Here is a 24,395-nt window from a genome sequence, read left to right as displayed (position 1 = left end):
GTTAGTTGCCCAAAGATAACCCGTCTTTGTCAAAAGGTATGTCTTTCCACTCGTTCTGTACCAGTACCCGTACCATTTTGTAGCCAATCTGGCGGAGTTGATGGGCAGTATCAACAAAGGCCAGGGTAATCTCAGCGGGGGTATGGCTGTCGGAGTTGATCATGATGGGGATATCTCTTTCCCGCATCCTTTTCAGGATAGCCTCTGATGGGTAAATGTCCAGCGTTTTTTTGTACACACCCCGCGTATTCACCTCCACGATACATCCGGCTTCCGCAATAGCATCCAGTGTTTGGTCTATCTCCGCCTTGTACCAGTCCGACTCTTCATCGTACAGGCTACCCTGAATATTGTGGATCTTGATCTTATCCAGGTGCCCCACTACATCCGGCCGGTCCTGCTGGACCATCTGTCGAAGGAGGGCATAGTACTGACGGAGTACACCCTCTATATCCCCATCGTGTACCTCCACCAATCCTTTCATGAATCCTTCGGTAGCGCCGTCTATTTCCCAGGGCTCCCCATTCCAGTTGGTACCCAGGTAATGTACCGAGCCAATGGTATAGTCGAGCTGATCGGCAAAGTCAGCTGGACCACATACTCCCGGGATATAATCAATTTCCAGACCTACATACAGCTCGATGCTACCTCTGTACTTCTCTTTAAGAGCCCGTGCTTCAGACAGGTACTCATCCAACCTATCCCGCTTCATACTCCACCCATTCGTAAAAGGGACCGGACAGTGGGAAGAAAATCCGAAGGTCTGTACGCCCTGCTGTATGGCCGCCTGCACCTGCGCCTCCGGCGACTCGACTCCATCGCAGTAGTAGTTGTGACTATGGTAGTTGGTCCAGAAGTGGCTCATAGGGTATGGAGTAGATTAGTAATAGAGACTAGGGACAAAAGTACTGTACCTGCTTATAGAAAATACAGGATTTGGGGTAAAGTTAAACAAGCTACCGTAGGGGAATACTCCACCACAGTTGTCATGGGGATATAAAATTTATCAACTATGAAAAATAGAGCTATACTAATCATCCTGTCCCTGCTGCTTTTTATTATAGTCACTCCGAGCCAGGCACAGACCTACCAGACTGGGTCCTACCAGACAGGGGTAGGTATCCGGATGGGTAACACCGGAGGTATATCTGTCAAACACTTTATGGATGGACGCCACGCCGTAGAAGGCATACTAAGCGCCCGCTGGGGTGGCATAGGCGTAACCGGACTGATGGAGTGGCACAAAGAGGCTTTCCGAACCGAAGGACTAAACTTCTACTACGGCTTCGGCGGACACCTGTACCTGGGACGCTACCAGCGGTACCGGCGCAACTACTATTACGAAAGCCGCGGTGCTATCGGCATTGATGGTATACTTGGCCTTGAGTACCACCTGCCACGAGCCCCCATCACGGGTAGCCTTGACTGGAAGCCCGCCATCAACCTGATCGGACGGACCGGCTACCATGAAGGAGGCCTGGCGCTTACCGTACGGTATACGTTCTAAAATTATGAATGAGCGATTTAGTGAATTGTGATTTAGTGACTACCGTAGTGGTGATTGAGTACTGGTGGGTATTTGAGGAAAGGTAGCCTGAATAGTCGACATGGTCACTTTCCTCCTTTTCTCCTTACAACGCTCTTTCGCTCATTCACCACTCTCTCATTCACCCAATAGATACCTCACCGCTAGTTCGTACCCTTTGAGGCCCAGGCCGCAGATCATCCCTTTGCAGCGGCTGGTCAGGTAGCTGTGGTGACGGAAGGTCTCACGAGCGTGAATGTTGGAGATATGTACTTCCACAGCCGGTGTTGTGACGGCCGACAGCGCATCGGCCAGGGCTACGGATGTATGCGTATAGCCACCGGCATTGATTACAATGCCATCGAACGTAAATCCTACCTCGTGGATCTTGTCAATCATGGCTCCTTCGTGGTTAGACTGGAAGTAATGCAGCTGTACCTCGGGGAACTGTGATTTCAGCGACTCGAAGTACCCTTCAAAAGTCTGATTGCCGTATACAGTAGGCTCGCGCTTACCTAGGAGGTTGAGGTTAGGTCCGTTCAGGATTAATATCTGCTTCATCGGTAGTTGTTAGGTATTAGCTTTTAGCTATTAGCTTTGTAATTCTGGTGCAGGAATGAATCCATTTTGCTACTTTCCATCACACTTGGTGGCAGACCAATCAGCTAACTCAGCTAACTACTAACACCTAAAAGCTAACAGCTCTCATGTGGCAAAGCTACATCAAACATTTTAAAAATTACCTCCGGCTTGAGCGCTCCCTGTCGGACAATTCGGTGCAGGCCTATGTACACGATGCCGAAAAGTTGAGTGAGTACGCCGAGCTGACGGGAGTGGCCACCTCCCCTAAGGATATCACAGAAGAACACCTGCTGGGTTTCCTTAAGTACCTTACCGAACTGGGTCTTTCGGCCCATTCACAGGCCAGGTTACTATCAGGCATTAAGGCCTTCTTTAAGTACCTGATGGTAGAGAACGCCATTACCCAAGACCCGACGGAACTGATCGAGTCACCCCGCCTGCCCCGCAAGCTACCCGATGTATTAAGCTATCCGGAGATCGAGCGGATGCTGGAAGCCATTGACCACTCTACCCCCGAAGGTACCCGCAACCGCGCCATGCTGGAAGTACTGTACAGTTGTGGTCTGCGGGTGTCGGAACTGGTCAACCTGCAACTGACCAACTGCCACTTCGACGTGGGCTTTTTGCGTATACTGGGTAAAGGCGATAAGGTACGGTTGGTACCCATTGGCCGTGATGCCATCAAGTACACCCAGCTCTACCTCGACCACGTACGATCGCACCTGGACGTCAAGAAGGACAGCGAAGATATCCTGTTCCTAAATAAACGGGGCGGGCAGTTATCACGCGTCATGGTGTTCATGATTATCAAAGATATAGCAGCAGTGGCGGGTATCAGTAAGAACGTCAGCCCTCATACCTTCCGTCATTCATTTGCTACTCACCTGGTAGAGGGTGGCGCCAGCCTGCGGGCAGTGCAGGAGATGCTGGGCCACGAGTCCATCACCACTACGGAAATCTACACCCACCTCGACCGCGACTACCTCCGTCAAGTCATCACCGAATTCCATCCAAGGGCTTAGTAGAGGAGGAAAGGATTTAAGGAGGAAGGGAGGAAAGTAAAGGGGCAGGGAGAGCCTAAATCGCCACTACGGTGGCCGCTCATTGGTCACTGAACATTGGTCACTGCCCCTTGGTACGTGTTTTTTATGATAGTCAAGGTTGTACGAAAATTATAATTCTAAACCTTAGACTACTCATGAACTTACCAGAAGAAGTGAAAGGACAGACGCAGTCCAAACAACCCGGTATTGAAGCGCAGATGGATCCCCAACCGGTTGTGATACGGGACAGCTACCGGGGAAGTGGAAAACTGGAAGGAAAAGTAGCCCTGATTACGGGTGGTGATAGTGGAATTGGTCGGTCAGTAGCGGTACATTTTGCCCGCGAAGGCGCTGATGTAGCCATTGTGTACCTGGAGGAAGATCAGGACGCCCAAAAAACAAAGCAGATGGTAGAAGCCGAAGGCCGGAAGTGCCTGCTGCTACCCGGCGATATCAGGAATGAATCATTCTGTAAAGAATCTGTACAAAGAACGGTACAGGAGTTTGGTAAGTTGAATATTCTAGTGAATAATGCCGCAGAGCAACATCCCAAAGAAGAACTAGAAGAGATTACTGCCGAACAGCTGACTGCTACCTTTACCACGAACATATTCTCGTTCTTCCACTTTACACAAGCCGCTTTAAAGCACATGCAGGAAGGGGATAATGTTATCAATACTACGTCTGTTACCGCTTATGAAGGTAGTCCTCAGCTACTGGACTACTCCTCCACCAAGGGAGCGATCGTAGCCTTTACCCGTTCACTATCGAAAAATCTGGCCGAAAAAGGTATACGTATCAATGCCGTAGCTCCGGGTCCCATCTGGACGCCTCTGATCCCGGCTACCTTTAACGAGGAAAAGGTAGCCAGCTTTGGACAGAACACTCCGCTCGGACGCCCCGGACAACCCTGCGAAGTAGCTACCTGCTACGTATTCCTGGCCAGTGAGGATGCCTCGTACATGACCGGTCAGGTACTTCACCCCAATGGTGGCCGGGTTGTGAATGGGTAATCTGGTATCTAACCATATCAAAGCCCCACATCCGGCAGGATATGGGGCTTTTTTGTAAGAGATTAGCGCGTAAGGTAGTATCAGCTATCCTTTATGTTATCGCCACCCAGTATAGAATCAAGCAGGATAGTATCCGAAGAAGGCAGAGCTCCCGGTAGGGCCCGTTCCAGTTGCTTTGGTTTGTTCCAGGGTGCTGTAGTCCTTCGTGCCATATCGATGGTAAGCAAAGCTATCAGCAGCGTAAATACTATAAAAACGGCAATGAATATCTTACGGTTACGGTTAGGTTCAGCCATACCTTAATGCTTATCTCTGAATTGTTTAGGAGATTCGTATCTCACAAAGGTACCTGTTTTGCCGGACACCTCTGCCCAGTTCAGATCTTCAAATTCAAAAATCGCCACACTTCCCTTCTCCATGGACCCTACATCCGAGCGGGTGAGATATTCTGCAAAATACGATATGTCCGGATTGTGCCCACACAACATCAGCCACTGACAGTCTTCGGGAGTGGCGTTGATTGCCTTGAGGTACGCCTGGGGGCCGCCATCATACAGGTTATCCCAACTTTCGATGGCATCCACATCAAAATGCAGCTGCTCGGCCATGACCTTGGCCGTTTGGTAAGCCCGTACGGCGCTACTGGTCACGATCCTATTGACGGTTATTTCCTGTTGAGCCAGATGTCGGCCCATTCTTGCTGCGTCCATTACTCCCCTACCGGTCAGCTCACGTTCAAAATCCTTGAACATGGGAGCACGATCTTCTGTATGCGCATGACGAACTAAGTAAAGCGTTTTCTTCATAGATAATTTTTTGGCAATTATACAACAAATCTATACACGTAAAGTTATCCTGTACCGGATCTAAATCAGCTTTAAGTATACTGGTACTTCTATTTTACCGCTTGTAACTCTTTATAAACCTTTGCCTAAATTCTAACTCATTTAGGGAGGAATTAATTACTATTTTTGTTCAATTACTATACCAAATAAAAACTATCCTTTAGTACAGACTTAGTTATGTTACAATTTCTGAAGTACGTACTCGCTACCGTAGTGGGTATCTTTCTTTTTTCTTTCTTATCCCTCTTCCTGCTGATTGGTATAGGTTCGCTGTTTTCATCGGATGATAAAGTTGTCATAAATGACAATTCTGTTCTGAAAATTGATCTGAATAAACCCGTTCAGGAAGTCGGCGTTGAGAATCCATTTTCTGACTTCGGCGGTCCTTTCTTCAATCCAAAGGATGTTATAGGGCTCAAAGATATACGTGCCGCTCTTACCTACGCTCGTGAAGATGATAATGTAAAAGGGGTATACCTCAAAGTAGAGTCTCCTACCGCCGGCTGGGCTACCCTGGAAGAGATCCGGAACGAACTCATTGAGTTTAAGAAATCAAATAAGTTTGTATATACTTATGGTGAGTACTACAGCGAAAAGGGGTACTACCTGGCCTCAGTAGCTGATAAGATCTACCTCAACCCGGCCGGAGCCATGGAGTGGAACGGTCTGTCGGCGGAATATGAATTCTACAAGGGGACTTTCGATAAGCTGGACATTAAGCCAGTTGTATTCAGAGTAGGTGAGTTCAAGAGCGCCATAGAGATGTTCTCACGCAAAGACATGAGCGAAGCCAGCAAAAAGCAAACAGCCGAGCTCTTACAGGCGATCAATGGTCATTTTATCAATAATATAGCCACAGCCCGTAAGCTCTCCCCCACCCGCCTGCTTGATCTGGCGGATTCGCTGAGCATTCGTAATCCTACATCGGCGCTTGAAACCAAGCTGGTTACTCACCTGGGCTACCAGGATGAATTTGAAACTGCGTTGCGCCGGGAAATAAAGCTGGATGACAAAAAAGATATCAGCTACGTATCCATCGATAAGTACCTTAAAGCCGACCACAAAGCCCAGCCGGGTGATTTCAATAATCGTATCGCTGTACTGGTGGCCGAAGGAGAGATCGTATCCGGTGAAGGTAGCGAAGGTGTAATCAGTTCTGAAAAGCTGGTCAAAGAGCTTAAAAAAGCGCGTGAAAACGATAAGATAAAAGCGGTCGTACTACGGATCAACTCACCCGGAGGTAGTTCACTGGCCTCGGATGTGATATGGCGTGAAGTACAGCTTACGGCTAAGAAAAAGCCCGTCATAGCTTCTATGTCCGACATGGCTGCCTCGGGAGGCTACTACATAGCTATGGCCTGCGATACCATTGTAGCCCAGCCTAATACCATCACTGGGTCTATTGGTATATTCGCACTGCTCTTCAACGTGGAAGACTTTATGAATAACAAGTTGGGGGTTACTTTTGACCGCGTCAAGACCAACAAGCACGCCGACTGGCCTACCGTTACGCGTGAAATGACTGAGTTTGAAAAGGACATGTTCCAGAAGAGCGTTAACGAAGGCTACTATACCTTTACCCGCAAAGCTGCCGAAGGCCGTAACATGCCGGTTGAGAGGCTGCGCGAACTGGCTCAGGGCCGTGTATGGTCCGGAGTTGAAGCCAAGGCAAACGGTCTGGTAGATGTACTGGGAGGTCTGGATGAAGCAATTCAGATAGCTGCCAAATCGGCTAAACTCACAGAGGGAGATTACCGCGTTCGTTTCTATCCTGAAAAGATCAATCCATTCGAAGATATCCTGGGTAAACTTACTGGCAATTCAGAAGAAAAAGTACTGGCCAAACACCTGGGAGAACTGGCACCGTATGTTAAGATGTACCAGCAGGTGATGCGTATGGAAGGTATGCAGGCACGCCTGCCTTATGAATTAAAGATTCAGTAATATCTGATAAATAATTAAAGTAAAAAAGCCTCCTGCGATTAGTCGTAGGAGGCTTTTTTATACTACTGTTCCTGATTCTTTACATCAGAATACCAGCCAGGGTAGCTGACATATAAGAGGCCAGTGTACCGCATATCAAAGCCTTAAAGCCCAGACGTGCCAGATCAGAACGACGTGAAGGGGCCAGCTCGCCAATACCTCCTACCTGAATCGCGATTGAACTGAAGTTGGCAAATCCACAAAGGGCAAAACTGGTAATGACAAGGGTCTTTGGGTCTAGTGTTTCTTTCACTTTAACAAGATCCAGGTAAGCCACAAACTCATTGATTACCATCTTGGTACCCATCAGAGCGCCAGCTACTTCCACGTCCTTAGAAGGCACACCCATTGCCCATGCAAATACAGAAAATACCTTACCCAGTAAGTAGTTCATGCTTAGTTCAGGGAACGAAAACCAACCTCCTACCAGTCCAAGTATGTAATCAAACAGGGCTACCAAGGCGATAAAACCAATCAGCATTGCTATCACGTTAAATCCTACTTTCAGACCTTCACTGGCACCGGCGGCGATCGCGTCGAGCAGGTTGGCGTGCGTTTTCTTGATCTCTAGTTTTACAGCGCCTTTTGTCTCAGACACTTCTGTTTCGGGATAAACAATTTTGGAAATAACCAACGCTCCCGGAGCCGCCATTAAGCTAGCCGCTATCAGGTAGGGTGCAGGTACTCCCAGAGAGATATATACGGCCATCACCCCACCGGCAATACAGGCAAAACTACCTGACATCGATGCCATTAGTTCGGAGTTTGTCATCCCTTTCAGGTACGGCTTGATCATGATCTGCGCCTCTACCTGCCCCACAAATGTACTGGCTACGTTGGAAAGGGCCTCGGCACCACTAACACCCATCAACCAGTATACACCTCTGGCGATGACACCAATCACACGCTGCATGATACCAATGTGATACAACATGTTGACCAGTACTGCCACGAAAATAATAGTAGGTATTACCTTGAAGAAAAATATATAATCATTCCCCTCACCAAAGGCTCTGCGCATCTGATCGCTGCGAACCAATGTACCAAATACGAAGTCCGCTCCCTGATCGGAGAAAGAGAGCAGTTTTTGTACTTTTTCGCCCAACCACTTAAAAACTGCCTGTCCTGTTTCTGTTCTTAGAATAAATACTGCCAATCCAAACTGAAGCCCTAATCCAACACCAACTGTTCTGAAATTTATTGCTTTACGATTATTCGATAACGCATAAGCTATTCCCAAAATAAGTACTACACCAATTAACCCGGTTAATCTTTCCATCAATGATCAGTTATTAAAAGCCACGAAGCCGCAAAATTAGGCAATTTTGACCTATCTATCTGAATTTGTGTTATATCATTTTCTTTGTATATTTCAATATGCTCACTAAACCTTTAACTAATTCATACTCATGGAAAACCAGCCGTATTCGTCCTCTACGCCTCATGAAAGCAGCTCCGACGATCATTCCCTAGGTATGTGGATGCATCTGGGCCCTTTACTGGCTATTTTGCTCAATGTTTTTATACCTATTCCTTTCCTGAGTCTCATAGTAGCAGTAGGCTTGTACTACATGTATCGTGACAAAAGTACCTTTGCTAGAGCCAACGGCATTGAATCTATCAATTTCCAGATTACCCTTACTATACTCGGTTTTGCCATCCTTATTATTTCCATGTTTTTCTTTGGAGGGTCAATGATTAGTATGCTGATGGGAAGCACTACTGGCAACGAAGCGGCATCCGGTGCGGGTGTAATGGGTATGGTAGGTACCGGTATTATAGTAGGTGTGGTTTACTTTCTGATTATGCTGGTGGCCATTATTCTCATGATCGTTGGTAGTGTGAGGGCAAACAATGGCAGTGTATACCGCTACCCTTTTTCATTCCGATTTATGAAGTAGACATACTACCAATAAAAAGGCCAGCAGGAATACTCCCTGCTGGCCTTTTTATTGGTATATATTTATATGCTTTTCCTATTCCTCTTTCTCAGTAGCAATATTACATACGGTGTCCGTTGGGTCGGCAATATCAGGTCCAAAAAGCCTGGCCTCCATCACTTCCTCCATCGTAACATTGAAGAACTCCTTGTGAATATTAAATGGATTGTTCTGGCTGTCTTCGGTACACTTTATGTACGAGCCATCTTCTTTAAGCTCATAGGCATTGACGTTGTCGCGCAGGTTGTAGGCCAGCATATGAATGGCCTCCTGCCGCACACGCTCATCCACCAGAGCAAACAGCGACTCTATACGCCGGTCAAAGCTACGAACCATGACGTCGGCACTACCACCGTACACCAGCGGATTACCATTATTGTGGAAGTAAAACAGGCGCGAATGTTCCAGAAAATCACCTACGATGGAGCGTACCGTAATGTTTTCGCTTAGTCCATTGCGACCTGGCCGCAGACAGCAGATTCCTCTTACGATAAGCCGTATTTTTACTCCGGCCTGCGAGGCTTTGTATAGCTCTTCGATCACCTCGCGGTCTTCCAGCGAATTGATCTTGATACATATACCACTGTCAAGTCCCTGCCGGGCATTGTCAGCTTCGCAGGTAATCAGTTCAATGAGCTTTTTGCGCATATCCCGGGGAGCCGTGATCAGGTTCCGGTATTCGCTGGGCAACGAATGGCCGGTGATAACGTTAAAAAACTCGGAGATATCATGGGTATACTCTTCGTTGGTGGTCAGGATACCTATATCGGTATAGAGGCGGGAGGTTTCTTCATTATAATTCCCGCTGGACATATGCGCATAGCGCACTACCCGGTCCCCTTCGTTGCGGACGATGAGCAGCAGCTTGGTATGTGTTTTCAGGAGCCCAATACCATAGATCACAAAACAGCCAGCCTTCTGCAGACGCTGCGCCTCCCGGATATTATTTTCCTCGTCAAAGCGTGCTTTTACTTCAAAGAGTACCGCTACGTGCTTGCCGTTTTCGGCAGCCCGCAGCAGGGCCTCAGTTACCCGTGACTTCTTGGCCAGCCGGTAAATAGTCAGTTTGATAGAAAGAACGTTAGGATCTTCGGCAGCCTGCTCCAGGAGCTGCAGTACCGGTTCGAAGTTGTTGTAGGGATGGTGCAGCATAATGTCCCGCTCCCGCATAACTTCGAATATATCGTTATTTCGCTCCTTGCCCAGTCCCAGAGGTGGTACCGGAGGATGGATAGGTGGAATCTGATCTTTGAACTCCGGATGTTTAATAATCTGCCAGAAAGCCGTGTAGTCCAGGAATCCATCCGTTCTGAACACGTTGTAGTCATCAATCTCCCAGCGCTTCTTGAGCAGGTTAAGGAGTTCATTATCCAGTCCGGGTTCTATCTCGACCCGAACTACTCTACCCAGCCGGCGATTCTTGATTTTCTGCTTTATTTCATCGATCAATCCGGCTTCGATATCATCGCTTTCATCGAGTGAAAAATCACCATTCCGCATGATCCGGAACAGATTCACCGATACAATATCAACATTGCGGTACAGCTTAGTGATGTACTCCCGCACGATGTTCTCGATGGGCAGGAAGAGGATCTCCTCGTCACGCTCGATAACGTAGAACCGAGGCAGGTTGGGAGGCAACTGCACAAACGATAGCTTGCGATCGTCGGCGGAGGTAGTTTCAGCAGTCTGTGTGATGACTCCAAAGATAAGTACCTTGGCCAGCAGTACCGGAAACACGTGCGTATAATCGTACAGCATGGGCGTCAGCATCGGGTATACCGTTCGATCAAAGTAGTCGGATACCTTTTGCTGTTCTTCTCCATCCAGATCTGCAATGTTAGCCAGACGAAAGCGGTGCTCCTCAAACAAAGGCACCAGTTGCTGATTGTAACAGTCGTGTTGCTCTTTGACAAACTGCTGAGCCGCCTTGAAGAGCGTTTTACGAAAGGGTACCTCACGCAGACTTGAGTAGTCTACCCGCTCCTTTCCGTAATCTAGATAATTATACAGACTACCTATCCGGATGGTGAAGAATTCGTCAAGATTAGATGAAGTAATAGCCAGGAACTTGAGGCGGTCAAACACATTACGCTCCGGGTTCTGGGCCTGATCCAGCACCCGTTCGTTGAATCGCAGCCAGCTAAGGTCCCGGCTGATAAAATCGCTCTGCTCAATGACGTTATTTACTTTCTCATCAGAGCGCATAAACCTGCCTTCTTCATGGCTGTCGCGGCGGTCACTAAAAAAGGATAGCAGATTAGAAAATGTATGTTTTTTTTCACTGCTGGATATATGATCAGAATCGTTATTCATAGGCTAAAGGGTATATTCTCAATTGTACATATAACTAAAAAAAGGGGTACTGGTTACAGGACCAGTCAGGTACTTTATCGGAAAACGATGCGTCAATCCTATTCATTATTGGTTATCATAAAAAACAGGACTTCTTTCCAGCTACCATGCGCCAGCCTCCCACCTTCTTTACTACCCGAAAACTACCATCCTCGTTGGGTATACTACAACAGTACTTCCAAAAAATGTAGCTGCCGGACTTCTTTAGCTAACGCAATTGTATACTCTCTCCTTCCAATAAAATTCCACAAAAAACGGATGGCCGAACTACATTCAGCCATCCGTTCAGTATTGTTTACTCAAGATGTGTACGATCAAAAAAAGAGCTTCTACACATCTACACGAGCATACTTGGCATTTTTTTCAATAAACTCGCGGCGAGGGCCTACCTCATCACCCATCAGCATCGAGAACAGGTGATCAGCCTCAGCAGCTGACTCCACAGTTACCTGCTTAAGGCTGCGGTTCTCAGGGTTCATGGTAGTCTGCCATAGCTGTTCGGCATTCATCTCTCCAAGACCCTTGTAGCGCTGTATGTGTACTGACTCTTCGCGTCCGGCACCCATCTCGCGTACGGCAGCTTCGCGCTGAGCTTCGGTCCAGCAGTAACGCTCTTCGCGGCCCTTCTTGATCAGGTACAGAGGTGGCTGGGCGATGTACACGTAACCATTGTCGATCAGGAGCTTCATATAACGGAAGAAGAACGTCAGGATCAGTGTACGGATGTGGCTACCGTCAATATCAGCATCAGTCATGATGATGATCTTGTGGTAACGCAGCTTGTCGATATTCAGCGCCCGCTCATCCCCATCCTTACCGATCTGTACACCCATTGCGGTGAACATGTTCTTGATCTCTTCGTTCTCATAGATGCGGTACTCCTGGGCTTTCTCTACGTTCAGGATTTTACCACGGAGCGGCAGAATCGCCTGAAATGCCCGGTTACGTCCCTGCTTGGCTGTACCACCCGCCGAGTCCCCCTCCACGAGGTATAGCTCACACAGGTTAGGATCTGTTTCGGAGCAGTCGGCCAGCTTACCGGGTAGTCCGGTACCGGTCAGTACGTTCTTGCGCTGTACCATTTCGCGAGCCTTACGGGCTGCGATACGGGCTTTGGCCGCCAGTACAACCTTATCTACGATAATCCTGGCCTCCTTTGGATGCTCTTCCAGATAGTTCTCGAGCATTTCTGATACAACCTGGCTCACTGCACCGGCTACATCTGAGTTACCCAGCTTGGTCTTAGTCTGTCCTTCAAACTGCGGCTCGGCTACTTTTACCGATATTACCGCCGTTAATCCTTCCCGGAAGTCATCGCCGCTGATTTCAATTTTCTCCTTGGCCAGGATTCCTGACTTATCCGCGTAGCCTTTTAGCGTACGGGTCAGAGCGGCCCGAAAACCGGATACGTGGGTACCTCCTTCGATCGTATTGATATTGTTTACATACGAGAACACGTTCTCGCTGTACGAAGTATTATAAATCATCGATACCTCCACAGGTACTACTCCCTTATCATTCTCCATGTGGATTGGATCAGGGATCAGCGGAGGACGGGTAGCATCCAGGTAGCTTACAAACTCTACCAGACCACCCTGTGACAAGAACTCTTCATGACGGGGTACTCCATTCTCATCCAGCTCCCGATCATCCGTCAGGGTAAGCTTGATACCTTTGTTCAGGAATGAAAGCTCACGCAGACGGGTCGCTACAGTATCATACTTGTATTCCGTAACAGTGAATATGGTATCGTCCGGCTTGAAGTGAATGATCGTACCGGTACGGTCCGAATCACCAATTACACGCACCGGATAGAGAGGATGTCCTTTCTGGTACTCCTGCTCAAACACTTTACCCTCGCGGTGTACTTCGGCCCGCAGGTCGGTAGAAAGCGCATTTACACAGGATACCCCTACCCCGTGCAGACCACCCGATACCTTATAGGTATCTTTGTCAAACTTACCTCCAGCGTGAAGTACAGTCATAACCACTTCGAGCGCGGAGCGTTTCTCCTTTGTATGTATTCCGGTAGGGATACCCCGACCGTTATCTTTTACTGTAATTGAATTATCTTCACGAATGATGACGTCAATGGTGTCACAATAGCCAGCCATCGCTTCGTCGATGGAGTTATCTACTACCTCCCATATCAGGTGGTGAACTCCTTTGAAACCAGTATCGCCAATGTACATCGCCGGGCGCTTACGCACGGCCTCCAGGCCTTCCAGTACTTGAATGTTATCAGCTAGATAATTACTTACTTCCAGCGTTGCTTCGTTTGCCATATAGGTTATTTTACACTAAAATATAAAGCACCCGTTTTATGGGTTTTTTAATCGTGTAAATATACAATTTTTTAGCCGTTTTTCCTACCTCTTTTTCACTATTTGAAGGCTTTTTATAGGTAAATCGTTTCTACCCACCAGTATCACAAAATCCTGCGAACGACTCAGGACTACCAGGCTTCGTACATCACCCGTCACATAGAGCCCACTACGCGCCTGAGAAAGGTATTGAAAGCCACTCTTTCCTTTATTCAGAAACACCTGCAACAGATTAGCATCGTTTCGGCCCAGCCTGACCCGTACCTTAGTCTGGTTTCCTCCCAATAGGATATCCTTGCTACCGTCACCATTCAGATCTACTAACAACACCGCGTGTACGGGTGAAAACTGAGCCTGAATGGGCAGGGGTCTGAAGATGAGCTTCCCATTAGTATTCTCCAATATTCCGCTCCTGAATTCGGCTACTTCCCGGGGGTGCATTTTCTGCAGCTGATCGGCAGAATAAAGATCCTGCAGGGAAGCGTTGGAATAGCTTACATAATCCGTAAACTTCTTCTTCAGACCAGGTACCTGATCCAGGAGTTCATCACGGCTGGCGTAAGGGTACTCTTTGCCGTCAGCCCGCATGGTTACTACCGGGACCGTACGCTCCGACGACTCATCCGTATAGAGTTTTAAGCCCTGCGGAGCCGTCAGATTCCACTGCCAGTTAGTGCCCATGTTACCAACTACAAAGTCCACGTCGCCATCTCCATCCAGATCGGCCGGTTCCAGTGCTGTCCAGCAGCCGGTCAGCGAGGTAGTACCCCACTTTTGGCTGGTGTTCTGCCATACGCCTTTGCTATCTCTCTCCCACACCTGTATGCCTCCCCAGTCACTTGTTGTGACCAGTTCGGGTACTTTATTAGTATTTAGATCCTGAAAGCTGGCTCCAGTAACCATCCCCAGCGACTCATGCCCCGGCAGAAGCTGAGTAGTCCTGTCGGTGAATCTGCCCTTGCCATCGTTGAGCAGCAGGTAGCCACCCCGGCTGTGCGGGAAACGCCCCGGCGACACTCGTTCACCAATAAACAGATCCAGATCCTTGTCCCCATCCAGGTCGGCTACCGCCACACAGGAAGCATTTACAGACAAAGCCGGAAAGGCGGCTCTAGTCCACCGGCTGCCCTCATTCAGGTACAGCCGGGGGTGAAGCAGCGTATCCGTCGGATTCAGCTCATAGCCTGCGCTTGTCACAAGCAGGTCGGGGTCACTATCGCCATCGGCGTCAAAGAAAGCGGCATCCGAATCTTCAAAAAGGGCATCACTCACGAAGGCCGGTACCGAAGCCGACTTGTAACTACCGCCCTGACTTAGGAATAGCTCAGCGGCCTGCCCTCTCGCTCCTCCCACGTACACGTCGGGTATACCATCCTGGTTCAGGTCTGCCTGGGCCATAGCGGGCCCCTGGAACGACTGCATGGTCGGAAGCAGGGTCTGCATCCTAAAGTCATTGTGTTTGTCCTCACGGTGGATAAAGGGAAGGGATGCTACCTCCTGCAAAAGAGGTTCAACCTCTGCCTCGGGTAGTCCGGAAGTAGTAGCATTTTTATAGTAAACAACTACGCTTTTACCAGCTGTCACCCCCGTTAGCGTCTGGGCCTTTCCATCTGCCCAGGTTATCCGGATGGAATCAATGGTAGTGGTACTTTTTAGGCCAAAGTGCACCGGTCCCCACATGGCTGACTGAAATCCCCGCACCGGCATAAAATCCTGCATCTGTACCGCTCCTCCCGATTCATAAAGTACTACCCTGGCTCCCGCCTTCTGCGCGAAGCGGGGGGCCTGCAACTGTAGGGCTACGTACTTGTTGGAATCACTCTTTTCGCTGTTGTTCTGGTAGATAAAAGCCTTTTCGTTCACGTTGCTTGTGACTATGTCCAGATCACCGTCCCCATCCAAATCAGCGTATACGGCACCGTTGGACTGGCTGTTTTTGTCAAAGCCCCAGTCTTCAATCTTTTTAGTAAAGCTCAGATTTCCCTCGTTTCGGAAGATATAGTTGGGTTGATTAATGGGGGGCATCTCAGCAATGATATCCATCTGCTCCGGCGTCTTGCCCGAGGTACGTGAGTTGAGCTGAACATCCGTGGAATATTTCAAGAACTCCATGTTGGTATAGTCACGGGCGTAGCCGTTTGTCACGAACAGGTCCTTAAAGCCATCGTTGTCAAAATCGGCCATCAGCGCCGACCAGCTCCAGTCGGTGTTGGAGATACCCGCCAGCTGCCCCACTTCGCTGAATACCGGTACTCCTTCGGCGTTGGTCCCGTTGTTGAGCTGGAGCATATTGCGCATGGTCTGGTCGTGGAAGCCCGCCATCAGCAGTTGCTGGTACTTGTCGTAGTTATCATCTCCCGCGGTAAGCTTGATCCGGTCGTTGGTGGCGGGCAGCATATCCAGCGTGACTATATCTGACCAGCCATCGTTGTTCAGGTCAGCGGCATCGGTACCCATGGAGTAGAGCGAAACATGCCCGGTAGCCTGCCGTATGACCTCCTTAAAGGTACCATCCTTCTGGTTGAGGTACAGGTAGTCGTTTTCGTTATAATCGTTGGCTATATAAAGATCCGACCAGCCGTCGTTGTTAAAATCATTGACGTTGATGCCCAGGCCAAAGCTAAGTACATTGGATACGATGCCCGATGCATCCGTTCTATCCACAAACTTCCCGCCTTCGTTACGAAGTAGCTTATTGCCATAGGCAGGGTTGTGTTGCTGCCGATAGCTGCTCAGGAGATTGCTGAAGCCGGCATAATCCTGCACCGAGTGATTCAGCAGAAAGCAATCCGTGTCACCGTCTTTGTCATAGTCAAAGAAAGCGGCCTGCGTGGTATATGATGGGTCATCCAGCCCGTACTCAGCCGCCTTTTCGGTGAAGGTGGGGATGCCGTCAGCGGTTTTTCCGTTATTTACATAGAGCAGGTTACGACGTAGCGCCGGATTGGACGCTCCGGATCGGCAGACGTACAGGTCTATCCAGCCATCGTCATTGATATCTACTAGTGATACACCCGTCTTCCATCCTTCATTCAAGGCTACTCCCGCTTGTTCAGAGACGTCGTTAAACTTCATCTCGCCCTGATTCAGGTACAGCTTATTGGCCACCATGTTCCCGGTGAAGTACAAATCCACCCGCCCGTCATTGTTGAAGTCAGCGGCCGCTACCCCACCCCCATTATAAAAATAGCCGTATTCTAGTACGTTATTCTCGGCATCTTCGTCAATGAAGTTGTTGAATTCAACACCGGTATCGTCCGGATCAAGCAGGGTAAAGAGCGTGTCTTTATTTTGACAGCCTGTGGTGAGTAAGGCAAAGAGTAAGAGGAGTGTAATTCGGTTCATGCCACTAGGAAGAGGGAGTATTTGGTAATGCAATTTACAAAGAAAGGCAGACTAATTGCCTGCCTTTCTTGCTATAAATCCTTGTTGATAAGTAGGCTGTTAGTTCTTATCCCACCACAAAGGCGTACTGGCCTTGTCGGGTCCGTTCAGCAGACCTTCGGCCGCCTTCACCGCATCACCATTCGTCTGTTTTTCAAGATCCAGGAACGGAATACGACGAATAAAGCTGCCAGCTGGCAGATCGGCGTTATCTGAACTTACGACAGGGTACAGCTTGGGATAGCGGGTACGACGGAACTCAGCCCAGGCTTCGATACCATCCGGGTACAGTGCCAGCCACTTCTGCGTACCGATCTGCTCACGCTTCACGGCTTCGGTTGAGGCCGGATCCCATTTCACTGGTATGTTGGACAGAGCCGGGGAGTTCAAAGGATCGCCGGGAGCAACGGGGGTTTTAGAGCTATTAATGTACGCCTGAATAGCCGCATCGTTAGTAATACCCCACTGACGCATCGACATCTCGATTCCCTCCTCGTACAGCTCCTGAGCAGTACCACCCATGTTCCAGCCGTTCAGGGCTCCTTCGGCCCGCAGGAAATACGCTTCTGAGGTATGTATGATATCCTGAGGTACAGTGAGCTGGCTGGTCCAAGCGGCACCGCTACCGGTAGCCCAGCGGGTACCTACGTTAGAGTTATCATTATTGCCGTTACCAGCCTGGTTGAGCTGAGCGGGAAGTAAGCCATTACGCAACCCTTCATAGGTACCGGTAGCCGTAGCAGGCTGGAAGTAGATACCAATCCGGGGATCATCGTAGCCTTTCAGTACTGACTCCATGGAAGCACTCATCCGGAACTCATTCCAGATAGCGATTCGCCCCAGACCGTTGTGGTCGTCTCCAGCCAGATTTTTCACCATGAAAGCGGCATCAGCCATGTCTGTCATTACGCCACCCGCGTAGGCTGCCTCAGCTTGTTTCTTAGCCTCAGCCGGATTCACTTTAGAGATACGCAGAGCCAGACGCAGACGAAGCGTATTGGCAAATTTGATCCACTTGTTGACGTCGCCGCCGTAGATCAGATCAAAGTTACCGTAAGGCTTCTCGGCTGTTTTACCTTTCAGTATGGTAGTAGCCGCATCCAGGCGCTTAAAGAAGTCTTCGTAGATCTTATCCTGTGGGTCGTACTTGACGGAGCGGGCAGGCTCACCGGCATCGAAGTAAGGGATGGGACCGTAGTAGTCAGTCAGGCGGTGGAACGCGAATACCCACATGATGTCAGTGAGTGCATACTCCGCAGAAGTCGGCTCTACCGAACTCATGATGGTTTTGAGCTGAGGTACTACCTGCGTATAGATCGGGTTCCAGTGACCAGTGAGCCAGTCAAAGCGCATTACGTAGCGGTCCGAGGGGAAGTAGGTAGCGGAAGTCGCAAAGTACTGCGCGTACAGATCAGCGAACAGGTTCTGGGCAATCTGATAGGTACCTCCGGCGTAAGAGGCCTGCTGCTCCGCCCGTGAAAACAGGAAGGGTAGCTCATCTTTACCCAGCGAAGTCAGCTTGGTCTTGCTGGTATTCATTTCCTCAAAATGCTCTGTACAGCCCCACCAGAGTCCGGCAGAGCTCACCATTAGGCCCATGGCTGCTATTTTGAGAAAGCTTTTCTTATGTAGTAGTTTCATAAAACTCTTTATTGACAATGTTTTGGCACAGATAGATAATTAGAACCCTAGCTTCAGGTTAAGACCCACGGTACGCGAGGAAGGCAGGTTACCGTACTCAACTCCCTGGAAGTTACCGGCACCGATGTTCACATCCGGATCAAACGGTAGCTTACGCTTCTCAACACCCGGGATGTCCAGGGTAGCATAGCCACGGTACAGGAAGAACAGGTTGCGCGCTACCAGCGACAGGCGGGCATTCTTGATGAAGAAGTTGTCTGGCGTTCTGAACGAATAACCTACCGACAACTCTCTCAGACGAACGTTGGAAGTTGAGTAGGTAAAGAACTCACCCCACGAGTAACGACCACCCGATACCGTAGTCCAGAAGGTCTCAGCATCAATGGCCTTGGTATTGGTTTCGCCCGATGCGGTCACGGCTGGCAGTACCCAACCTCCCTCACGGTTGGCCAGGGTATAGTCAGCATTACCGTCAAAAGCCAGGTTAGCCTGGGTACCTGAGGTCATCACCCCACCAAAGCGACCATCGATCAGGAAGCTGGCGACGAAGTTTTTGTAGCTGAATGAGTTGTTGAAGCCCAGGGTAAACTTAGGGTTAAAGTTTCCAATCTTCTCGTTGGAAGTAGCTACGGGCTTACCGTTAGCATCCACCACAAAACGTCCCTGTTCATCACGCTTCCAGCGCTGCGCGTACAGATCACCGTATGACCCCCCCTCCGCTACTACCGGACCAGCCGTACGACCGAATCCACCGGCCAGGAATGCAACTTTAATATCAGGATGCAGCTCGACGATGGTGTTGACGTTACGGGCGTAGTTCAGGGTCATGTCCCAGTTGAGATCGTTACTCCGCAAAGGCTTACCGGTGATGGTAAACTCAAGACCTTTGTTATTGATCTTTCCGGCGTTAATAAACTGGTTAGAGAAACCTGAGGCAGGCGCCAGACCTAGTGTCAGTAGCTGGTTCACGGTGTTGCTGTTGTAGTAGGTAGCATCAATACCCAGACGGCCACCAAAGAAGCGCAGGTCTACCCCAAACTCAGTTGATGACGATATTTCAGGCTTAAGGCTAGTTGCAGGCTGTGTCGGGTCTCTTGAAATAAAACCTCCTGTACCACCCTGTGAGAATGAGTAAGTCTGGGCGATCAGATACGGATCTGTATCGTTACCTACCTGAGCCCATGAACCACGTACCTTGGCAAAGCTTACCCAATCCGGCATTTGCATAGCATCCGACAGGATGAAGTTAGCACCAAAGGCAGGATAGAAATACGAGTGAGGAGCAGGCAGGGTCGACGACCAGTCGTTACGGGCCGACATATCCAGCGTCAGGTAGTCTCTGTACGTGAACGTAGCCGTACCAAATACGTACTGCAACTCCTTTTCGGAGAAGCCGGCAATCTGGCTAAGCGCTCTCGCAAAAGACAAGTCAAACTTATTAGGTACCAGCAGACCATTGGCGTTGGCTCCTACCTGCGAGAACTTCTTGTAAGTCTGACCCGCACCGAAGTTATACGAGATGTTGATATCCTGACCAATATTGTTGTTACCGGATACGATTACGTCCATGTTACGTTCCAGTACATCGTTGGTAAAATCCTGGTACGACCCACCGGGTCCGGCAAAGAGAAGGGTACGGTCAGACCAGCTGCGGTTATAGCGGTCGTCGTAGCGGTCGAAGCTTACCCGTCCCTGGACATTCAGCCAGTCAGTCAGCTGGTACTTGGCCGATCCCAACAGGATGGTACGGTTACGACGCTCCAGATCTGAGGTTTTGTTGGTGGTCCAGTAAGGGTTCATGTAGATAGATGAGGTGGTCCAGTAAGTCGGATTGCCATTCTCATCCTGGAAATTCTGGTACTGGTTCAGATCTACACTGCGGGGTATCTTGTACAGGTTCATTACTACCGCGCTCTCTTCACCCGAACGGGGCTTGTTATTGATCACCTGATTGGTGTAGGTGATCTTGGCATCTGTAGATAGACGCTTCGAGATCTGTGAATTGATACGCAGGTTCAGCGTATGACGCGACAGATCATTATTGGGAAGTAGACCCTGGTTGTAGTTGTTGGTGTACGACAGGTAGGTCTGTACATTGTCAGTACCACCCGCTACTCCTATGGAGTTATTGGTCGAAATAGCGTTCCGGAAGAAGTCGCTGATGTTATTAGGATAGGTAGTACCTCTGGCTCCCCAGCTGCCGCTGGCTCTGTCGCTGGTTACCCCGCCATTACCCTGGCCATACGTATTCTGAAGCGCCGGCAACAGGAAGGGTGATTCTACTACTACCCCTGAGTTGATGTCGGCGGATACTCGTCCGGCCTTACCTTTCTTGGTTGTAATCATGATCACACCATTGGCAGCCCGGCTACCGTAAAGCGCAGCCGCGGCCGCTCCTTTCAGTACGTTCATCGACTCGATGTCGTCCGGGTTGATGTTGGCTGCTCCATCACTACCGTTAATTCCTCCGAAGTCACTACCTACCTGCCCCTGTACGGTGTTATCGATAGGTACTCCATCTACTACAAACAGGGCGTTGTTGTTACCACTTATTGAGCGGTTGCCACGCAGCGTTACGCGGGTAGCTGAGCCGGGGCCGGAAGCTCCCTGTGTGATCACCACCCCGGCGATTTTACCGGAAAGCGTATTCACAAAGTTAGCATCACGTACATCAGTAAGCTGCTTTCCACTTATCTGCTGGGTTGAGTAGGTCAGTGTTTTGGCACTACGTTCGATACCAAGAGCCGTTACTACTACCTCACCCAGATTCCTTACATCCGGTGACATGGTCACGTTCAGAGTAGAGGTCGAAGCTGTGACGGGTACTTCTTTGGTTTCATACCCAACCGATGAAAAAACCAGAGTAGCGGAGCTACCAGCTACCCCAATTGTGAAATTACCATCTGCATCAGAAGTAGTACCTCGGTTGGTACCCTTTACAAGTACGCTCACACCCGGCATACCGGAGCCACCCTCATCCCGGATCTGTCCAGCGATCTGTCGATCCTGGGCAAATAGATGAGTAACAAAAAAGGTTGCCCATAGACATAAGAGCAACCTTAGAGGTAGTTTTTTGGACATAGATATTCGAAGGATTTGTTAAGACTGGTATGAAAATTAAATATTTACATAACCAGTTACAACAAATTAATTTTTATTACAAATCATTCGTGTTTTAGTAACACATTGAGCGCAATATCACTTCGAATAATACAATTTATTTAACATTAGCTTCAAAACGCAAAGGAGCAGCATCTTCATCAGCAGCCAAATGAGTCACTAGATATTTTAGGTAACACAGTAAGAGCAAGTCACTCTATCTAATCAAGAACAGAATAAAATTTTACAGATCTTAGATAGTACCTTTTTTTATTAAAACACTTTTATCCGCCTGAATAACTACTCTCGAATCAGTCCAGTAAAAAGTGTTTCCAACCAATACTCCTATACGATATTCAGCCGGGGCTAAGTTCTCCGGTAATAGGTCCGTAATAAAGCCGGGTTTGTAGTGGCTACCGGTGGTCAGGAAGTTCATAACAGAAGTCCTATACTTCTGTACGGGCACCCAGTACTCCTTCCGGTTATTAGACTTGAAGCAAAGAAAAACATGGTCTGCCTCCAGGGTGGTGTTGGTAATTCGCAGATTCTGATGCTCTTCGCGCCAGTCTGCCGCTTCCATCACAAACTCATTGGTTGAAAAATCAATGGGCACTACCCTACTCCCCAGGTTATACGTACCGAGTGGCTTGAAGTGACTCCTGGTCGTACAGATGCCCCGGGACTGGGCCTGACTGTACTCATTGATGACGTTATCATTGAAGAAATCATTGTACTGCAGAAACCGCTTATGGTTGGTCCAGTTGGTATCATCAGCCAGCAACCAATTACGACGAAGTTTGATCTCCTGATCATATACAAAGTAGGCTAATCCATTAAACGCTATACCTCCCAGCAAGAACACCAGCCCCACAGCATTGCGGAGATATCCTGCGGTAAGCCTGACCAACACCAGGTACGTCCAGGCACTCACGTAGGGCGAGTAGTGCTGGTACCGGGGAGCTATAATTGTCTCAATGCCTCCCCAGCTTCTGGACACACTCACCAGGGCACCGGTAATAGCCAGGAACAGCAGGTTACCCAGCAGGATCTTATCAAAGAAGGTAAGGGACAGCGGCTTTCGAAATACTGTAAAAAATCGGGGCAAAAGGTACAAGGCCGGGATCAGGAACAGTACCGCCCCCAGTGCTGCGGCATAGAGCGGATTGGCAAGGAGTACCTTGGTCATGGTACCAAAGAAGGCGAAGAACGAAGCCACCAGACGTACCGGATTGGAAAGGCTGCGCATGAAGTCGGCATTAGGACCTTTCCCGAAATCCCAGAAATAGTGCAGAGCTACCAGTACCATCACCACAAAGCAGATGATGGCTTCTTTCCACTTGCGCTCAAGTACTATTATGGCGCCTATCACCACAAAGCTAAATATACCATTGCCATGCGTAAAAGTCGCCAATACCGCTACGGCCACGGCCCAGCGGTACTTGCCCTGTGCGCATAGAAAAGCAATCAGACTAAACCAGAACACAATCACCGACTGCTGCAGGATACTGATGGTCCAGGTAACATTATCATAGTACTGTGGCTGGAACAGGATCCAGGGCAGGGGGATAAACAACCAGTAGGGTACATCTAATGCCTTAAAGGCCCTCCAGAAAAACCAGAGGGTACCGATCCAGAGGAGATTACCAAATACAATTAGGCTTACCCAGTTGATACTCCCCTCCAGCAGGTAGTCCACCCAGGTGAGCAGGCGGGGAATCAGGATACGGTGCTCGTTGTGCTGCTGGATCAGCAGCATGTATTTTTCAGAAAGGGTTGGAGCTTCCTGCCCCCATACTATGGTTTTTAACAGGTGAAAATCATCCGCGAAGAAGACCGGAACGGCGTTGGCAATAACATAGATGAGGTAAATAACAACAGGAAACAGTATGGCAATGGAAAGAAGGAAAGATTTGGGTTTACTATTCATTGTATTTCCTTTTAGGATCAAAGTCGATAAAGTGTTTAGTAGCTATTAATAATAATCAATCTGGTCCGGCAAGAGCTTTCCTTCTTCATTCTGCCCCTCTCTCCCCTCTTATTGTACCTTGCTGTATTTACATCTTACCTATGTACCTGCAAAGGTAAGCTGTATGGGATAGATATGGTATAGGTAATGGTACTCACTAAAAAAGCAGATACATACTGTATCTGCCTTAGAGTGATTTCGTCTGAATGATCATACCTATTTATAATATAACAAGATCTGTCGCCTGCTAATCTTCCGGATACGGAACAAAGATAAAACCGGCAAAGTCGCCATTGACTACAAAGAGGCAACAATATTCATCAGCATTCCTGTAATTTTCTTTGAATAACTCTTCGGACTCTTTCCCAACCAGATTACGGTCAATGAACTCCTGCAAAAAGCTGGCGCGGTAGTTCCACTGATTGGTAAGGTCATTCGCCCCGAGCAGCAGGACACCCAGTTCCATTTGGTCCCTGGACGTTACAAATACAGGATGTTCCGAAAAACCTCGTTTCCTGATCTGATAAGAAGCCTCTTTTAGCTGATCGGCCACTTTCACAAAATCCTCCGATACCATCCCCAGAAGCCGTTTGTTTACTTCCGGCGAGTTGGCATCATCCATCAATACATTTTCGTTGCTATGGTTAATCATAGTGTTAGCTTATGTTTAGAGCACCTGCTAAGTACCTTTCATT

17 protein-coding genes are annotated in these 24,395 nt (G+C 48.8%); 5 read left to right on the top strand and 12 right to left on the bottom strand.

Annotated features, from left to right (window positions below; genetic code table 11):
- Position 1: 1 nt before the first annotated feature.
- Complete coding sequence (locus JUB14_RS09350; RefSeq protein WP_207505592.1) at positions 2–865, bottom strand: histidinol-phosphatase; 864 nt, start codon at positions 863–865, stop codon at positions 2–4.
- A gap of 147 nt (positions 866–1,012) precedes the next feature.
- Between JUB14_RS09350 and JUB14_RS09345 the strand changes: the two genes are divergently transcribed.
- Complete coding sequence (locus JUB14_RS09345; RefSeq protein WP_207505591.1) at positions 1,013–1,507, top strand: hypothetical protein; 495 nt, start codon at positions 1,013–1,015, stop codon at positions 1,505–1,507.
- A gap of 156 nt (positions 1,508–1,663) precedes the next feature.
- Here JUB14_RS09345 and aroQ read toward each other — a convergent pair whose 3' ends face one another.
- Entirely contained in the window at positions 1,664–2,086 is a 423-nt protein-coding gene (gene aroQ / locus JUB14_RS09340) for a type II 3-dehydroquinate dehydratase (RefSeq protein WP_207505590.1), read from the bottom strand.
- 146 nt (positions 2,087–2,232) lie between these two features.
- Between aroQ and xerD the strand changes: the two genes are divergently transcribed.
- Both xerD and JUB14_RS09330 read left to right on the top strand, forming a co-directional pair.
- On the top strand, positions 2,233–3,129 hold the full coding sequence (gene xerD / locus JUB14_RS09335; protein ID WP_207505589.1) for a site-specific tyrosine recombinase XerD: 897 nt from the start codon (positions 2,233–2,235) through the stop codon (positions 3,127–3,129).
- A gap of 176 nt (positions 3,130–3,305) precedes the next feature.
- Positions 3,306–4,163, top strand: coding sequence for an SDR family oxidoreductase (locus JUB14_RS09330; RefSeq protein WP_207505588.1), 858 nt, complete (start codon positions 3,306–3,308; stop codon positions 4,161–4,163).
- 80 nt (positions 4,164–4,243) lie between these two features.
- On the opposite strand, the gene JUB14_RS09325 is transcribed toward JUB14_RS09330, so the two are convergent.
- Both JUB14_RS09325 and JUB14_RS09320 read right to left on the bottom strand, forming a co-directional pair.
- Positions 4,244–4,459: a hypothetical protein gene (locus JUB14_RS09325; RefSeq protein ID WP_207505587.1), complete on the bottom strand. Its 216-nt coding sequence runs from the start codon at positions 4,457–4,459 to the stop codon at positions 4,244–4,246.
- Between the two features lie 3 nt (positions 4,460–4,462).
- Complete coding sequence (locus JUB14_RS09320; protein WP_207505586.1) at positions 4,463–4,969, bottom strand: SixA phosphatase family protein; 507 nt, start codon at positions 4,967–4,969, stop codon at positions 4,463–4,465.
- A gap of 216 nt (positions 4,970–5,185) precedes the next feature.
- On the opposite strand from JUB14_RS09320, the gene sppA reads away from it, so the two are divergent.
- A complete protein-coding gene (gene sppA / locus JUB14_RS09315; protein ID WP_207505585.1) occupies positions 5,186–6,952 on the top strand; it encodes a signal peptide peptidase SppA in 1,767 nt (588 codons plus the stop codon).
- 79 nt (positions 6,953–7,031) lie between these two features.
- Here sppA and JUB14_RS09310 read toward each other — a convergent pair whose 3' ends face one another.
- On the bottom strand, positions 7,032–8,270 hold the full coding sequence (locus JUB14_RS09310; protein ID WP_207505584.1) for a NupC/NupG family nucleoside CNT transporter: 1,239 nt from the start codon (positions 8,268–8,270) through the stop codon (positions 7,032–7,034).
- A gap of 130 nt (positions 8,271–8,400) precedes the next feature.
- Here JUB14_RS09310 and JUB14_RS09305 point away from each other — a divergent pair, with 130 nt between their 5' ends.
- On the top strand, positions 8,401–8,892 hold the full coding sequence (locus tag JUB14_RS09305) for a DUF4870 domain-containing protein (protein WP_207505583.1): 492 nt from the start codon (positions 8,401–8,403) through the stop codon (positions 8,890–8,892).
- Between the two features lie 75 nt (positions 8,893–8,967).
- Here JUB14_RS09305 and ppk1 read toward each other — a convergent pair whose 3' ends face one another.
- The 7 genes from ppk1 to JUB14_RS09270 all read right to left on the bottom strand — a co-directional run bounded on the left by ppk1 (position 8,968) and on the right by JUB14_RS09270 (position 24,352).
- Positions 8,968–11,247: a polyphosphate kinase 1 gene (gene ppk1 / locus JUB14_RS09300; RefSeq protein WP_207505582.1), complete on the bottom strand. Its 2,280-nt coding sequence runs from the start codon at positions 11,245–11,247 to the stop codon at positions 8,968–8,970.
- 368 nt (positions 11,248–11,615) lie between these two features.
- Entirely contained in the window at positions 11,616–13,571 is a 1,956-nt protein-coding gene (gene gyrB, locus JUB14_RS09295; RefSeq protein WP_207505581.1) for a DNA topoisomerase (ATP-hydrolyzing) subunit B, read from the bottom strand.
- 84 nt (positions 13,572–13,655) lie between these two features.
- Positions 13,656–16,955: a VCBS repeat-containing protein gene (locus JUB14_RS09290; protein WP_229367606.1), complete on the bottom strand. Its 3,300-nt coding sequence runs from the start codon at positions 16,953–16,955 to the stop codon at positions 13,656–13,658.
- A 99-nt stretch (positions 16,956–17,054) separates the two neighbouring features.
- The gene (locus tag JUB14_RS09285) at positions 17,055–18,635 is read right to left on the bottom strand and encodes a SusD/RagB family nutrient-binding outer membrane lipoprotein (RefSeq protein WP_207505580.1); all 1,581 of its coding nucleotides are present in this window, start codon (positions 18,633–18,635) and stop codon (positions 17,055–17,057) included.
- 39 nt (positions 18,636–18,674) lie between these two features.
- On the bottom strand, positions 18,675–21,716 hold the full coding sequence (locus JUB14_RS09280; protein WP_207505579.1) for a SusC/RagA family TonB-linked outer membrane protein: 3,042 nt from the start codon (positions 21,714–21,716) through the stop codon (positions 18,675–18,677).
- A gap of 271 nt (positions 21,717–21,987) precedes the next feature.
- On the bottom strand, positions 21,988–23,661 hold the full coding sequence (locus tag JUB14_RS09275) for a hypothetical protein (protein ID WP_207505578.1): 1,674 nt from the start codon (positions 23,659–23,661) through the stop codon (positions 21,988–21,990).
- Between the two features lie 286 nt (positions 23,662–23,947).
- Positions 23,948–24,352 (bottom strand): hypothetical protein, encoded by a 405-nt coding sequence (locus tag JUB14_RS09270; RefSeq protein WP_207505577.1) that lies wholly within the window; start codon positions 24,350–24,352, stop codon positions 23,948–23,950.
- Positions 24,353–24,395 lie beyond the last annotated feature (43 nt).

The organism is Telluribacter humicola, assembly GCF_017355935.1.
Classification (GTDB): Bacteria; Bacteroidota; Bacteroidia; order Cytophagales; family Spirosomataceae; genus Telluribacter; species Telluribacter humicola.
Note: the sequence above shows the minus strand (reverse complement) of the source record. Positions and strands in the feature narration are given on the sequence as shown.

Coding starts and splice junctions, on each gene's coding strand:
- JUB14_RS09350 (WP_207505592.1), bottom strand. CDS start 865: ATGAGCCACTTCTGGACCAACTACCATAGTCACAACTACTACTGCGAT.
- JUB14_RS09345 (WP_207505591.1), top strand. CDS start 1,013: ATGAAAAATAGAGCTATACTAATCATCCTGTCCCTGCTGCTTTTTATT.
- aroQ (WP_207505590.1), bottom strand. CDS start 2,086: ATGAAGCAGATATTAATCCTGAACGGACCTAACCTCAACCTCCTAGGT.
- xerD (WP_207505589.1), top strand. CDS start 2,233: ATGTGGCAAAGCTACATCAAACATTTTAAAAATTACCTCCGGCTTGAG.
- JUB14_RS09330 (WP_207505588.1), top strand. CDS start 3,306: ATGAACTTACCAGAAGAAGTGAAAGGACAGACGCAGTCCAAACAACCC.
- JUB14_RS09325 (WP_207505587.1), bottom strand. CDS start 4,459: ATGGCTGAACCTAACCGTAACCGTAAGATATTCATTGCCGTTTTTATA.
- JUB14_RS09320 (WP_207505586.1), bottom strand. CDS start 4,969: ATGAAGAAAACGCTTTACTTAGTTCGTCATGCGCATACAGAAGATCGT.
- sppA (WP_207505585.1), top strand. CDS start 5,186: ATGTTACAATTTCTGAAGTACGTACTCGCTACCGTAGTGGGTATCTTT.
- JUB14_RS09310 (WP_207505584.1), bottom strand. CDS start 8,270: ATGGAAAGATTAACCGGGTTAATTGGTGTAGTACTTATTTTGGGAATA.
- JUB14_RS09305 (WP_207505583.1), top strand. CDS start 8,401: ATGGAAAACCAGCCGTATTCGTCCTCTACGCCTCATGAAAGCAGCTCC.
- ppk1 (WP_207505582.1), bottom strand. CDS start 11,247: ATGAATAACGATTCTGATCATATATCCAGCAGTGAAAAAAAACATACA.
- gyrB (WP_207505581.1), bottom strand. CDS start 13,571: ATGGCAAACGAAGCAACGCTGGAAGTAAGTAATTATCTAGCTGATAAC.
- JUB14_RS09290 (WP_229367606.1), bottom strand. CDS start 16,955: ATGAACCGAATTACACTCCTCTTACTCTTTGCCTTACTCACCACAGGC.
- JUB14_RS09285 (WP_207505580.1), bottom strand. CDS start 18,635: ATGAAACTACTACATAAGAAAAGCTTTCTCAAAATAGCAGCCATGGGC.
- JUB14_RS09280 (WP_207505579.1), bottom strand. CDS start 21,716: ATGTCCAAAAAACTACCTCTAAGGTTGCTCTTATGTCTATGGGCAACC.
- JUB14_RS09275 (WP_207505578.1), bottom strand. CDS start 23,661: ATGAATAGTAAACCCAAATCTTTCCTTCTTTCCATTGCCATACTGTTT.
- JUB14_RS09270 (WP_207505577.1), bottom strand. CDS start 24,352: ATGATTAACCATAGCAACGAAAATGTATTGATGGATGATGCCAACTCG.